We start from the raw sequence: 14,845 nt of genomic DNA, 5'->3' as shown, positions 1-14,845 counted from the left end.
CCGATGAAGGCCTAAATATTTCGAAATCTCAAATCTCGGTGACAAAAACAGGGTTAAGCGCATGGAACAGAAGAACGGATACATGAGGTACTTTACAAAACAAAGCTGCTACCCTAACCAGGCAGAAGCCATGGAGAAGATTCACTCTGCTCTCCTGCATGAGAAAATAGTGCTTTTTGAAGGGGCGTGCGGGACAGGCAAGACCCTGAGTTCCCTTGCTCCTGCCCTTCATGTGGGCAAGAAGCTCAACAAGGTCGTGATCATCGTCACGAATGTCCACCAGCAGATGGTCCAGTTCATCCACGAAGCCAGGGATATCAACAGGGACAACAGCATAAAAACAATCGTTTTCAAGGGCAAGACCTCCATGTGTCCGGATAACCTTGACTATGAGGAGTGCAGGCTGAAAGGGGAAAACACCTATGATTTCCTTGATTTTGAGCGGGAAGTGTCTTCAAAAGAAAAAGAACTTAAAGACGCCTACGAAAAATACAAACGGACAAAAGACCCTTCCCTTTACGCCCTCCGAAACGAGCTTGAAAAAGAACTCGAAGAAGCCCGAAAAAAAGCCCAGTCCCTGAGGGGTCACTCCTGCTCAAAGCTTTATGAGGTCCTCAGGTTCGAAGGAAACGAGTTTTCTTCCTGGCTATTTTCCGATGTAAGAAGCCCCGAGGAAATCATGGAATATGCGGAAGACCGGGGCATGTGCGGGTATGAACTGCTTAAAAAGGAACTCAAAAATACGGAGCTCCTGATCTGCAATTTCCATCACGTACTGAATGCTGACATTTTCATGACCCTTCTTAAATGGCTGGAGCGAGACCCCGAAGACATTATTCTGATCTTTGATGAAGCCCACAACATTGAGGCTTCGGCACGGTCTCATTCCTCCATAATGCTCTCCGAGCTGACCATCGAAAAAGCCCTTTCCGAGGTGGGGGAAATTCCCGAACCTGACAGTTCTCCCGTATTCGGAGGCGGCTCAGGACCGGGGCTCGGGATCCCTCTTGACCAGGACTATGCCTCCCGGCTCTACGCAAAAAGGCTCTTTTCCTGCCTTCTCACCGCAGTCAGGGAAACCTATGACTCTAAACTGAAGTTCGGGGAGAGAAACAGGCTTGGAAAACACTGGCAGGATATCCAGATCAGCGACCCCTATGAGCGTTTCGACATTCTGAAGGCTCGTTTTTTGCGGGATGCGAAGAAAGAAGGGTTTGCAGATGAAGAAAAGGTCCTGACCAGGCTGCGGGAAATCGGAGAGTTCGGAGGCAGACTGGAAGAGATCTATGCTGAGAACTATAAAAAAGGGCTGCTTTCCGTGCCCAAACGTTCCCAGATCCGGTATGTTGCCGATTTTCTTTCTTCCTATCTTGTGCTTTCGGACAGGCAGAACTATTACCCGATCCTGAACATGCGCAGAGACTTCAAAAGCGATAGGGTAGTCGGCAGGCTTGAACTTTTCACCTGCATTCCTAAAAATGTGACCCAGCCTTTGCTTGACTCCGTCTATTCGGCAGTATTGATGTCGGCTACCCTGCGACCTTTCGAGATGGTAAAGTCCACCCTTGGCATTACCCGGGAAGTGGAAGAAATTACCTACGGAACCACTTTTCCACAGGAAAGGCGGCTTACTCTTGCGATTTCAGTCCCACCCCTCTTTGCAAAAAACAGGGACAGTCCCGAAACCCTGGAAAGTTTGAAAGAAGCGCTTCTTGCAGCCACTGCTGCCTCGCCGGGGAATGTGACCATTTATTTCCAGAGCTATGCGGAAGCCCTCCGCTATACAAAACTCCTTGAGCCCGAGCTTTCGGTCCCTATTTTCCTTGACGAGGTCGGAGTCTCAGCCCAGGAAATCAGGCAGAAGTTTTTTAAAATAGGGGAGCAGGGAGGAAAGGCCGTGCTCATAACCTATCTCTGGGGAACCTTAAGCGAAGGTGTTGATTTCAGAGACTCCCGCGGCAGGACCGTTATTGTCGTAGGTGTGGGATACCCGGCCCTTAACGATAGGATAAAAGCTGTAGAGTCAGCTTATGATACGATTTTTGGCTGCGGGGAAGGCTGGGAGTTTGCAGTCCAGGTACCAACTATCAGGAAGGTCAGGCAGGCAATGGGAAGAGTTGTCCGCTCCCCGGGAGATTTCGGGGTAAGGATCCTCCTTGATGCCCGCTATCAAGGTTCTCAGGCGCGCAAACTGGGCAAGTTTTCGGTTTTTGGGTACTTTCCGCCCGAGGAAAGTAAGGAATTTCTCGATGTAGCTCCGAGGGATGTGGGAAACCTTGTAGAAGAGTTTTTTGCAAATATAGTGCCCTACTTCCCTGAAAAAAAAGAGAATGAAATAAAAAGGACTGGAAAGGAGGGACGGGAATCTCCGGCTTCACGCCGGCTGGAGTTCGGGAGCCTTGCAGAAAAGCTCTGAATGGTAATTTCTGACAGGTAAATAGCTCCTTTCCTCCGGTTTTCTTCTTCCTGCCCGCGAATTCACCATATTTATTATGTGAACTGCAAATTGGGAGATGTGGAACGTTATGTAACGTTCCGTTATTGTCTTTTCATGCTCTTCAGTATTAATCCTACTACTACCAGAGCTCCGATCACGATCCCTACACTTAACATGACTCTGCCGTTCTTGCTGCTCTCCTCAGACTCAGGTTCTTCGTTCTCGTTCTTTTCTGATTGAACGTCACCTACCGATCTTTCTTCAGCTGGAATCTGTTTGCTTTCTTCCTCAATCTGCCGGATAGCCGTACCTGTTATCGCAAAGGAAGAGAACCCTGGGACACTGGCTGTGAAGTAGAGGTAGTTGTCATCTTCAGCTGTAAGGTTTGCCGTCAGTTGCTCCCAGTTTTTCTCATCATTATACCTGTTAAGGGTAATCGAATCCTGCTCTATACTTTCATTCTGCAGCCAGGACTTTTCAACTTTGAAGCAGACCACCGGATTTTCTATGTTCTTTGAGGTCGCATATCCGCTGTTTCCTACCCAGACATTAAAGGACTTGTAGACTTCTCCTTTGGGCAGCTCCGAAACAAGAGCGGATTTACCTTTTAACTGTTCAACAATTGTTGTGGTCTTGCCTGCGTTCTTGATCGCATCAAAGCCGACATAAACAACACAGGTTGCATTCTTTGTGAAATCAAACTTTACCTCTTTTCCGTTTGTGATAAAGACCTGAGCAAGCTCTTTAACCTCTACGTTTCTTGCAGGCTCGGGGGAACCTCCGCCGCCACCTCCGCCGCCTCCACTGCTTCCGCCACTGCTTTTCCTCTTTACGTCTATTTCCATAGTTTTTGTATCCGTGCCGTTAGCATTGGTTGCTATCAGGTTTACAGTATAGGTCCCTCTGGAGGTGAACACGTATACTATGCTACTGGAGCTTACATCGACCACTCCGTCATTGTCAAAATCCCAGCCGGTTTCGGTTGCGTTTTGTGAGAGGTCGGTAAAGAGGACTGCAAGGGGATAATAGCCGCTGGTGACATTTGCACTGAAGTCCGCAGCAGGAAGGCCTTCTTTCTTTTCTGCCTCCAGCACTTTTATTTCTAGAGTTTTTGAAGTCGAACCGTTTGGATTGCTTACTGTCAGGTTAACGGTATAGTCACCTGCTGAGGAGTAGGTATGTACAGGATTTTTATCTGTGGAATTACTTCCGTCTCCGAAGTCCCAGTCCCATGCAGTGGGAGTTCCTGTACTTTTGTCAGTAAAACTTACCTCTAGTGGGGCTTCTCCTGAAGCCACATCGCTACTAAAGTCTGCAATAGGGGGTACCGGTTCGGGCTCAGAGCTCTGGGTAACCGTTATAAGTGCAGTTTTTGAATCCGTTCCGTTTGGATTGCTTACTGTCAGGTTAACGGTATATTCTCCTGCTGAATAATATGTGTATGCAGGGTTCTGGTCTGTTGAATCATTTCCGTCTCCGAAGTTCCAGTCCCATGCAGTGGGAGTTCCTGTACTTTTGTCAGTAAAACTTACCTCAAGTGGTGCTTCTCCTGAGGTAACGTCGCTGCTGAAGTCTGCGTCAGGGAGTACCGGTTCGGGTTCAGGCTCAGGAGCCTGGGTGACGGTTATCGTACCTTCTTTTGAAGCTGCTCCGTCTTCATTGCTTACTGTGAGCGTTGCCGTATAAGTTCCTGCTGAGGTGTATGTGTATTCCGGATTCTGTTCTGTTGAAACATTTCCGTCTCCGAAGTCCCAGTCCCATGCAGTGGGATCTTCTGTGCTTTTGTCGGTAAATTTAACCGTCAGCGGGGCTTCCCCTGAGGTCACGTCGCTGCTGAAGTCCGCGACAGGGGGCACAGGCTCAGGCGAGTGAGACGGGTATACAAGAGGCAGGTTATCTACGTATGAACTGCCCGGTAGAGTGTATGTTGTGTCGGAAATTCCATCTCCATCATTATCTTTTGCTGTGTCGGAGAAACCTGTTCCGTCCGGTTTTCCCCAGTAGTTTCCTCCGATGTAAGGACCGTCAACAATATTTGTTTCTTCGGTTTTTGTAGTATTAAATTTGCTTCCTGACCCGGTTATCACGGTCACATCTGTGTTGTTGAAGTAGTTATTATAAATCAGGTTTCGGTCACACCGGCTACAACTATAGAATCCTACATAATTGTTCAAAGTGACAGTATTGCCTGAAACGTTGTTATCGTCAGAATTGCCCATATAGATGCCACGTTCGGAATTGGTAACCGTATTTCCGGAAATGGCATTGCCGCTGGAACTCCCGAGCACAATTCCATATATTTTATTGTTTACGACTATGTTTTTCGAGACGGTGCACTTTCTAGAACTTACAAGATAAATTCCCTGCGCGTCGGCTGTTAGCTTGTTATTCTCAACTATACAGTTATTGCATCCGGAAAGGCAGATCCCTGAGGTGCCGGAAGCGGTTGCTCTGGCAGCTTTAATGCCGCTAATTTTGACATTATCTGCCTGCACGAAGATCGCGTCGTCTGTCGAGTCGTTAGCCATAATCATTGTATTGTCAGGGTTTCCGGACTCCGACCGGATAGTGAGGCCATCTGTATATATTTTGACATTTTCTGCATAGGTCCCGGGCTGTATGGTAATTATATCCCCTGAACTTGCATTGTCAATAGCAGCCTGTATCGAATCTTCTGGCTTGACTGTTATCTCAGCCGCTGCTCCGATATCTGAAATTAACATTAAAATGAGAAAAGTAATTAGTAAAACAGTTAATTTATTTTTAATTTCTAACTCCTCCGTCCATTCAAGAAATTGGGGGTGAAATCTGTATTATGGATCAAATTTCATTGGTTAACGGCGACTCTGACATCTCCTAAATTCCAACTATGTACAGATTTGATTTGTAATATCTTCACTAATATATTTTTTATAAACAGACTCATTCCTTTATATTAAAGGCTTTAATTAAATTGGAAAGCATGTGAAATGATATAAATATACTGATTTAGATTAATACTTTTAAATAGATATAAAATATGTCATATGAGGCTGAAGTCCGGAGGTCTTCTGGATAAAAGGTTTATAATCACAAACTGGATAAAAGGCTCGCTTGAACCTGAAAAATCTACAAAAAAAATGAAGGGGGAACCTTCATCAATCATTTCTCTGTCTTAAATCCTGCAATAGGCTTTTGATCCACTTTCATTTCTTTTGTATTCTTAACTTTTCTACTTTCTTTTATACAGGAAAATGGCGGTAAGGCAAATTGTCCCGTACACTATCCCAAATCCCGGAGCTTTGGCATCCTCTCCCTGCTCAGAGGTCTGCCCGGTTTCTGACTCCAGATTTTTCAACTCTTCGTCTGCGAGTCGAGTTTCCTGTTCCGGCCCCGATTCTGTTTCATTTTCTTCGGATAACCCTTTTGCCGTTCCTGTTATTGAAAAGGAAGAAAATCCTGGAAGATCAGATGTGAAATACAGGAATTCATCGTCTTCTCCTGAGAGGTTGGCTGGCAGCTGTTCCCATTTTTCGTCACTGTACCGGTTGAGGATAATGGAAGTCCTGTCTATCTTTTTATCCTGAAGCCAGGCTTTTTCAACCTTGAAACCGATGACAGGATTTTCTATGTTCTTTTCAGTTGCAAACCCGCTGTTTCCAACCCAGACATTAAAGGACCTGTAGACCTCACCTTCAGGCAGTTCGGAAACAAGTGAAGACTTATTTTTTAGCTGCTCGACAATTGTTGTGGTCTTTCCGGCTGTCTTTTTTGAATCGAAACTCACATACACGACACAGGTTGCATTCTTCGCGAAATCAAACTGTACAACCTTGCCATTGGTTATGTAAGCCTGTGAAAGTTCTTTTGTTTCAATGTTTCTTGCAGGTTCTGGGGAACCTCCACCGCCACCACCGCCGCTGCTGCTCCCACCGCTGCTCTTTCTTTCCACAGCTATCGGTGTAGTTTTTGAAACAGTACCGTTTGCGTTGCTTACGGTCAGATTAACGGTATAAGTCCCCGTAGAGGTGTACGTATAAACAAAACTTGCATCCTTTGAGTCTTCGATTCCGTCACTGTTGACGTCCCAGCTCCTTGAGGTTGCGTTTTTGGAAAGGTCGGTAAAGAGGACGGAAAGGGGGGCATAGCCGCTGGTTTTATTCACTGTAAAATCTACTACGGGAAGATTGTTATTTTCGTTTTCATTCTCTTCGTTTTCATTCTCTTCGTTTTCTTCCTCTTCCTCTTCTTCCTCCGGTTCAAGCACAGTTATATCCGTAGTTTTCGAATCCGTACCGTTCAGGTTGATTGCTGTCAGGTTAACAGTGTAGGTTCCTGCCAGGGAATAAGAATGGACTGGATTCTTTTCGATTGAAGTAGCTCCGTCTCCAAAGTTCCAGCTCCTTGATGTTGCATTTTCCGAAAGATCGGTAAAGAGGACAGAAAGAAGGGCATTCCCGCTGGTTGTATTTGCCCTGAAATTTGCAGTAGGGAGGATAGGTTCGGGTTCGCTTTCCGAAAGAGTGCACATATATATATCGTATTTCGGATACCCGTTGCGTGTATCGGACCAGACTATCCTGTCACCATAGATAGCAGGGGAAAACTGCTCGGATTCATTGGTAGTTATCTGGACTTCACTGGAAGTGGAAAGGTCATACATGTAGATATCTGAGAAGTTGCCAGTGCGCCAATCCCACCAGACGATCCTGTCCCCGTAGATAGCAGGCGTGTTCGCAACTTCGTTGGTGGTAATCTGAGTTTCCTTCCGGGTGGAGAGGTCGTACATGAAGATGATGCCCATTTCGCTATTGCAATACACTATCCTGTCACCATATATAGCAGGGCTCAGATGGTCGGATCCCGCGTCAGTTAGTTGAGTTTCCTTTGAAGTTGAGAGGTCGTACATGAAAATGCAGGACTGTCCTTCATCCTGGCCATAGCGGAAGTCTGCCCATACAATTCTGTCGCCATAAATGACAGGTTCTATCTGAATAACCGGCTCATCCGTGATCTGGTTTTCCTCCTGAGTGGAGACATCGTATATATATATGTCAGAATTTATCCCGTTTTTATCGTTACGGTCATCTGTCCAGACTATCCTATCCCCGTAAATAGCGGGGTCGTATTGCCTGGAGCTATTGAAGGTGATTTGAGTTTCTGTGGACGTGGAAAGGTCGTACATGTAGATATCCAGGTTTCCGTTGCGGTCATCCTGCCAGACGATCCTGTCCCCGTAGATAGCAGGCATGCTTTGATTTGACTCATTGGTGGTGATCTGAATTTCCCTGGAAGTGGAAAGGTCGTACATGTAGATATCCAGATTTGCAACGTTTCCGTATTCATCCAATATTCCATTACGGGCATCTGTCCACACGATTCTGTCCCCGTAGATTGCAGGGTACAGCTGAGCTGATTCATCGGTGGTTACCCGGGTTTCAGTGAGCAGAAGTGAAGTTGCCAGCGCAGGAGATGAAACGAGAATCAAAAGAAAAACCATAGACGCTGCTGATACTAAAGCTATTGAATAGAATTTTTTAAGTTTCATTTTATCCTCTTCCCTTGCTTTTATTAAAAAAATTTAATACCTGAATTCAGATAATTATACAAAATAAAAATCTTTTCTTTTTATTTTGAAATTTATTTAAAGTATCCAATATCTGACTATTATGTTTGAAATGAAAAGAGTGAAAGAAATCACCTGAGAGTTTCAAGTGAGATTAAGAGGATTTTAGGAAATCCATTCATTAATTAGAGTAAGATCCAAACTGAAAATATTTAATGAGACTTACTTTATTTTTGTTGCTGTGCTGCGATACGAGGCTGGTGTGGCCAGGTTATCGTTAATGAGCAAACAAGCAGATAAAAAAATCATGGCACTCTAAAGGAAATAAGGTTGGCTGTGAAACTCTGGCTGTGAAATTTCTTAAAAATAAGTATAGTAGTGGAGGAAGTTCCTGAATAGGATCAATAACTTTCTTATACCGAATTGCAATTCACCATGTTTTATCTTCTCCACTGCAAAAACACACCAAGAAAACCAGTGACACAATAAACAATTCCAAATCCGGGGGTGTTTTTGTTTATGCTCTCTTCCTTCTCAGGCTCGGGATTAACCTCTGATCTCGGTTGTGGTTCAACTTCTGACCTTATTTCTGGTTCAACTTCTGACCTTATTTCTGGTTCAACTTCTGACTCTGCACCCTTCCCTGAGACAGTGCACATGTAGATGTCATTGTTCCCATTGCGTTGATCCCGCCAGACGATCCTGTTCCCCCAGATGTCAAGCTCTCCCCACTGGTTTGATTCATTGGTTGTTATCTGAGTTTCAGTGGAGGTGGAGAGGTCGTACATGTAGATATCCAGGTTTTCCCGCCCTTTGCGATAATCCATCCACACTATCCTGTCCCCGTAGATAGCAGGCCCGGATTCAACTGACCCGCTTGTGGTTATTTGAGATTCGGCGGAAGTAGAAACATCGTACATGTAGATGTCCGCTTTTCCGTTGCGGGCATCGGTCCAGATTATTCTGTCCCCGTAGATAGCAGGAGAGTATTGAGCTGCAGGGTCCGTGGTGATTTGAGTCTCCCTGGAAGTGGAAAGGTCGTAAAGGTAGATATCCGGATTTCCATTGCGGGAATCCTGCCAGACGATCCGGTCCCCATAGATTACAGGGTGTTCCTGCATCGACTCATTGGTGGTGATCCGGTACTCGGTGGAGGTGGAAAGGTCATAGAGGTAGATGTCCCAGTTTCCTGCCCTGTTACCCTCTTTATCCCAGCCGCCTCCGTTGCGGGTATCCTCCCAGATTATCCTGTCCCCGTAAATATCAGGAGCATATTGACCTGAGATATTTGTTGTAATCTGAGTTTCAGTGGAGGTGGTTAGATTGTACAGATGAACATTCGCGTTTTGATAACTATCGCGAGTATCCTCCCACACGATCCTATCCCCGTAGATAACAGGTTCCCTGTGATCGAAGCCGCCATTCGTGATCCGGCTTTCCTCGCGAGTCGAAAGATTGTACATGTAGATGTCCCAGTTCTTCCCGTTACGCAGATCCTGCCACACTACCCTGTTCCCGTAGATTGAAGGGCAGGCTTCATCCGAACGATTTGCGGTGAGCTGAGTCTCATTTATGGTAAGCCGGTTACTGTGTAGAGAAAATGCTAATGCTACAGGAAAAGTAGAAATAAACAGAACAAAAACCAGAACTGTCGAAGCTAAAACTATTAAGTACCGATCTTCTCTATTTTCCATTCACGGCCCTCAACAATATAATATCTGAACTTCAGGTAATTTTAAATGTTTTCATTTGGATACATATTTTGAGGAAGTCCTCCATTTTAGGACGACTTGCCAGAGACAGGAGGCGGAGCAAAGATTTCGGAAATAAAAAAGAGCATTGATGTTCCTTGCCATTGTTGGCATCTAATTTTGTTGCTTACATCCCCGCTTACTGCCTAAATCTAAAGTTGTTGACGGCATCTAAGTAAACCCGAAACGCTAAAAATATCCGAATCGATTGTACTTTACTTTATACCTCAAATTTACTTATACCTCAAATTTACTTATACCTCAAATTTACTTTCTACCTCAAATTTACTTATACCTCAAATTTATTTTATACCTCAAATGAATATATTGTGATAAAATATAATCAACTCGAGGTTAAAAGCATGGAAAAAGTGATGCCTGTCCTGTTTATAGGTCATGGTTCTCCCATGAATGCTATCGAAGAAAATGAGTTTACAGAAAGTTGGAGGGAGATTTCCGAAAAAATTCCTGAGCCGAAAGCAATACTGGCAATATCCGCACACTATGAGAGAGAGGAAAGCAGTGTTACTTCAAATGAGAAGCCGAAAACAATCCACGATTTTTACGGGTTCCCACAGGAATTATATGACCAAAAATACGATTGTCCCGGCTCAAAGGAGCTTATTACAAAAGTGAAGGACCTTGTTCAGGAGGTCAACTTTGACAGCATGTGGGGCATTGATCACGGAGTCTGGTGCGTACTTTCGAAGATGTATCCTGATGCTGATATTCCGGTAGTCGAACTCAGCATAAATAGAAAACTAAACATGCAGCAGCACTATGACCTGGCAAAAAAACTCTCTAAATTAAGAGAAGAGGGAATTCTTATTTTCTGCACCGGAAACGTCGTGCATAACCTCATGCTGGCAAGAATGTCAAAAACTCCATATAAATGGGCAATGAGTTTTGATGAAAAAGTGAAAAAGTACGTTACAGCCAGAGACGACCCGAAGCTGGTCAAGTACGAGTTACTCGGAGAAGATGCATTATTGTCCGTCAATTCCGCCGAACATTATATCCCTCTAATCTACGCTCTTGGCGCAACAGGTAAAAACGAAAGTGTCAGCTTTTTTTGTGAAGAGATAGTTTTAGCATCGGTTTCCATGCGCTGTATATTGTTTGAAGCTGATGAATAAAAAATAGCTCGCAATTCTTTAACAGATCTATTAAATGGCTGGGTATGTGAATTAGAATATCATCGGCCTACTACACATTTCTACTGTTCTCAATGTCTATTTCAATAATTTATTTTAGCACGCTAAGAGCGTGTTTTTAATTTTGAGTTATCCAATTACGTTACAACTTTTGTGTAATTTGTATTTCACCCTCAAAATCCTCCTCAAAAGCAATGATGAATAGCGATGAAAACTATCAAAGATAAATTCTATTGTAAGCACAGAAATATGGGCTATCTAGGGTATTTACCGTCCATTATCATTTACTTATTTTTTACACTTTCTGGCTAAATAATGGGGTTGAATAGAGAACGGCACTACTCCATTTAAAGAAAAATTGAAGATGTATTTCGAGGATAGTGGAGTTCACCAAGATTTGAAAAGTTGAGAAATAGAATATTGTTGCCAAATAAAAACAGAATATAACTTTTTTTAAATAAAAAGAAATATATATGCTCAGGTTCATACACTAAATCCTAAAATTGAGATAGTAACTTTTGTAATAATATAATTATGAGACAGCGGAGAAACTAAAATGGAAAAAAATGTTTAAAAACCTTCAATGTTTAGAATATTTCAATCTGATTTCACAGCGGGAATGTCATTGGCATTTATTTTAGTAGTATGGGGATTGTATATAATATCAGCCTATTTTAGCGGATTGCTAATTCCGAGATTAACTGCTTCTGATGCACCATTTTACTTGCAGATGGCAATTTGTGCAGTTGTACTATTAGTGCCTGTTATTGTATGGAGACTCAAATATTACAACAAAATGTTCAAAGGTGCCGACGAAGTTACGGGATATATTACCGCTATAAGGTTCTACCGTGACCGAGGACGGGTAAGGTATGAGTATACATACAAAAATGAAAAACATTCTGCGAAAAATCGCATCTTAAAATCGGGAAGAACAAAATACTATCAACTAGGGGATGAAATAACCCTGATGGTAGATCCGGAAAATCCAAAGAAGGCTATAATCAAAGATATTTACATATAAAAGACAATAGGACGAAAAAAGATAACGGAATGGGAAAAAATAACAGGATGAAAAGATGTACTATTTTTGTTCTTTCCTATTTAGTTGGTTTGAGCAGGGGTAACCTGCTCCAGCTAATTATTGTTCACCGTTTTCATTGATTGTACTTATTAGCTCCTTGAAACTTGCCAGTGGCGCCTCCGTATTCTTGATTATCTCGTTTGCAAGAATATAAGTGTCAGAAGGTTGTCCCGGTCAGCGAGGCTTTTGTCTTTGAGCCAGAAAATATCCAGGTTAGTCTTATCCCTTGTTACAATTTCGTCATAGCCGAATTTCCGGAACCTGTCTTCGGGAAATTCTTCATTCCAGGTCTCTTTTGAAGCGGTTTTCCGGGTTGTAGCAACCGATATGTAACAAAGGTTGAAAAATATTTTATTCGCAAAATTATATAATTCTTTAGTCTCTTTACTAATTTATCACATAATTGGTTGGGAAAATATTCCAGGTTTGGATTAATGCGACTTTAGTAACAGATGATTCAGATATTATTACAGAACCTGAAATATCCGAATCATATAAACTGTACATTAACTTTGAAAAATAAAGCTACCTGGGGGAAAATAAATGAAAAATAAGGGAAAGCTATGTTCAATAGCTTTAGCTTCAGCATTCCTGGTTTTTGTTTTTTTGATTTTAATTTCAGTCGCAACTTCAGCGGCTCAAGTTACGAAAATTGGCACCGGATACGATCCTGCTATTTATGGTAACAAGGTAGTATGGACAAATGGGGTTGTTATTAATCTATACGACCTGACCAACGGAACAGATACTAAGTTTGGCTCTTCCGGGGCCTCTAGTCCGGATATTTACGACAGCAAGTTAGTGTGGCATGATGAAAGCGGCGGAACGCCAAGGCTTGCTGTGTACGATATCCCGACAGCCACAAAAAGTTACATCACGCAGAATGTAGATCAATTTAGCAAACCTGCTATTTACGGCAACAGGATCGTCTGGAGTGCAAATGATAGTGTGTATCTGAGGGACATATCTACATCCACACAGACAAAAATAGGAAACGGCAGTAATCCCGACATATATGACACAAAAGTGGTGTATTACTCATATTCGGAAGATCCAGAAGCGGATATGGCTATCAGAATGTACGACATCAATACGAAGGAAAAAACAACTGTCACTTCATACGGAGATCCGAACATACCGCATATATGGGGTACTAAAGTTATCTGGTCTGATGTGTATAATCATCAGGGATATATTGCGATGTATGATACGTTAACAAAGAAAACCATAGACGTCACACATCCACTTGATACCTATTCAGATGGAAAAGAATACGGCGCCAGTACAGGGACACATATTGACATACAAGGTGATAAAATTGTATACAATAAAGCTGTTGATGATTATGAAGGCAAACCCGGAGTATATGTATATAACATATCTACAGGACAAAGCACACTAATATATGAATATCCTGAGGAAGTTTATACGACACCAGAGATATACAATAACACTGTTGTATGGGGAATGGATAAGAACTATGTTGATAGTACGGCTGGCAGTGATATCTATTATGCGACCTTGCAGCCTGACCCGGAAATCTCACCGTAAATAAGTGGTTCATAGTAATAAGTGGTGGATACCCACCACAACATTTTATTGAAAAACATCTGAATTTTTGAATTCGGTGATGATAAAAAGAGTATCAGCATATTCTTTAATCTTTAGACATATGTGGAATTTATTTTTCAATTCTCTTCACTTTCACCGTTAATAGTAGCCATAATCCCCTTAAAACTCGCAAGTGAAGCCTCCACATTCTCAATGATCTCGTTTTGCAAGAATATCAGGGTCCGGAAGGTTATCCAGATCAGCGAGGCTTTTGTCCTTGAGCCGGAAGATATCCAGGTTAGTTTTATCCCTTGGAAGATATCCAGGTTAGTTTTATCCCTTGGAAGATATTCAGGTTAGTTTTATCCCTTGATACAATTTCGTCATAGCCGAATTTTCTGAACCTGCCTTTTGAAGATTCCTCATTTCAGGTCTTTTGCGGCTGTGGCGGTTTTCCGGGTTGTGGCATTTGATGAAGTCTTCGGGATCAGAGTATTTCATAGGGTTTTTCTTCGAGGTGTAGTACACATTTATGCGGTAGTCGTAGATCCGGATTTCTTTGGAATCGTAGATCCACGCTCCCTCTGGTCCTGGGTTCTTTTGATGAGGGTTTTGCTTCAAGTCCGTAAGAGATGCCAATGAGAAATATAATACAAAGTAATTACATATAGTCACATATTCTATGAAAAAGAGAACACTATTCCAGATAGCAGCGAACATCGAATTAAAGGTTAAGGGGGAGCAGATTGAGAATTTCATCGGATAATATTGAAGAGGACCTTTCTCCGTTAAGCATTACAATACTTGAATTACTGAAAATGAACGATGAGGAGCCGGTAAAAGGAAAGGTTGCTTTTCAAAAAGAAATGTTTCTGATATCGAATTACATTGATAAAGTGAATGAGTGGACAGAATTCGGTCCTCATTACCTCGGGCCGTATAGCGAAAATTCCGAGGTCAGTATGGATAATCTGGTATCAATGGGCCTTGTTGAAAAAAAAGAGGACTATACTTACAAAATAACTTCTTCAGGGATAAAGGCATTGGACCTGAAGCAGGACTTTTTCTCTTCAGAAGAAAAAGAAGCAATTGCCGACTTCAAGATATTTCTCAGTAATCTCATCGATGATGAAATTCTTTTGTTTATCTATGCCTCACATCCGGACTTTACCATTGAATCAGTCAAATATCGGGCAATTATGAGAACAAGGGTTAAAGACTCGATTTCAATCTACAGAAAAGGAGTCGTCAGTCTGGAAAAAGCGGCTTTCCTTGCCGGTATAAATATCGAAACTTTTCTTGATTTACAGGAGGCGTAAAGGA

General features: G+C 42.7%; 9 protein-coding genes. 5 read left to right on the top strand and 4 right to left on the bottom strand.

The window, feature by feature from the left end; translation table 11 throughout:
- Window positions 1-61 precede the first annotated feature (61 nt).
- Window positions 62-2,416: an ATP-dependent DNA helicase gene (locus ACSAZL_RS18910; protein ID WP_440946118.1), complete on the top strand. Its 2,355-nt coding sequence runs from the start codon at window positions 62-64 to the stop codon at window positions 2,414-2,416.
- A gap of 122 nt (window positions 2,417-2,538) precedes the next feature.
- Here the strand turns inward: ACSAZL_RS18910 and ACSAZL_RS18905 are convergent, their stop codons facing one another.
- The 3 genes from ACSAZL_RS18905 to ACSAZL_RS18895 form a co-directional block, all read right to left on the bottom strand.
- Window positions 2,539-5,160 (bottom strand): PKD domain-containing protein, encoded by a 2,622-nt coding sequence (locus ACSAZL_RS18905; protein WP_440946117.1) that lies wholly within the window; start codon window positions 5,158-5,160, stop codon window positions 2,539-2,541.
- A 488-nt stretch (window positions 5,161-5,648) separates the two neighbouring features.
- Entirely contained in the window at window positions 5,649-7,964 is a 2,316-nt protein-coding gene (locus ACSAZL_RS18900; RefSeq protein ID WP_440946116.1) for a PGF-pre-PGF domain-containing protein, read from the bottom strand.
- A gap of 458 nt (window positions 7,965-8,422) precedes the next feature.
- Complete coding sequence (locus ACSAZL_RS18895; RefSeq protein WP_440946115.1) at window positions 8,423-9,676, bottom strand: PGF-CTERM sorting domain-containing protein; 1,254 nt, start codon at window positions 9,674-9,676, stop codon at window positions 8,423-8,425.
- A gap of 419 nt (window positions 9,677-10,095) precedes the next feature.
- Between ACSAZL_RS18895 and ygiD the strand changes: the two genes are divergently transcribed.
- The 3 genes from ygiD (at window position 10,096) to ACSAZL_RS18880 (ending at window position 13,522) form a co-directional block, all read left to right on the top strand.
- On the top strand, window positions 10,096-10,869 hold the full coding sequence (ygiD, locus tag ACSAZL_RS18890) for a 4,5-DOPA dioxygenase extradiol (protein WP_440946114.1): 774 nt from the start codon (window positions 10,096-10,098) through the stop codon (window positions 10,867-10,869).
- Between the two features lie 643 nt (window positions 10,870-11,512).
- Window positions 11,513-11,911, top strand: coding sequence for a DUF3592 domain-containing protein (locus ACSAZL_RS18885; protein ID WP_440946113.1), 399 nt, complete (start codon window positions 11,513-11,515; stop codon window positions 11,909-11,911).
- 603 nt (window positions 11,912-12,514) lie between these two features.
- Entirely contained in the window at window positions 12,515-13,522 is a 1,008-nt protein-coding gene (locus ACSAZL_RS18880; RefSeq protein ID WP_440946112.1) for a TolB family protein, read from the top strand.
- A gap of 351 nt (window positions 13,523-13,873) precedes the next feature.
- Here the strand turns inward: ACSAZL_RS18880 and ACSAZL_RS18875 are convergent, their stop codons facing one another.
- Window positions 13,874-14,242 carry a hypothetical protein gene (locus ACSAZL_RS18875; RefSeq protein WP_440946111.1) on the bottom strand — a complete coding sequence of 123 codons (369 nt, stop codon included), beginning with the start codon at window positions 14,240-14,242 and terminating at the stop codon, window positions 13,874-13,876.
- A 26-nt stretch (window positions 14,243-14,268) separates the two neighbouring features.
- On the opposite strand from ACSAZL_RS18875, the gene ACSAZL_RS18870 reads away from it, so the two are divergent.
- Entirely contained in the window at window positions 14,269-14,841 is a 573-nt protein-coding gene (locus ACSAZL_RS18870; RefSeq protein WP_440946110.1) for a hypothetical protein, read from the top strand.
- Window positions 14,842-14,845 lie beyond the last annotated feature (4 nt).

The organism is Methanosarcina mangrovi (genome assembly GCF_052057765.1).
Taxonomy (GTDB): domain Archaea; phylum Halobacteriota; class Methanosarcinia; order Methanosarcinales; family Methanosarcinaceae; genus Methanosarcina.
This window is presented reverse-complemented; position numbering and strand designations above follow the sequence as displayed.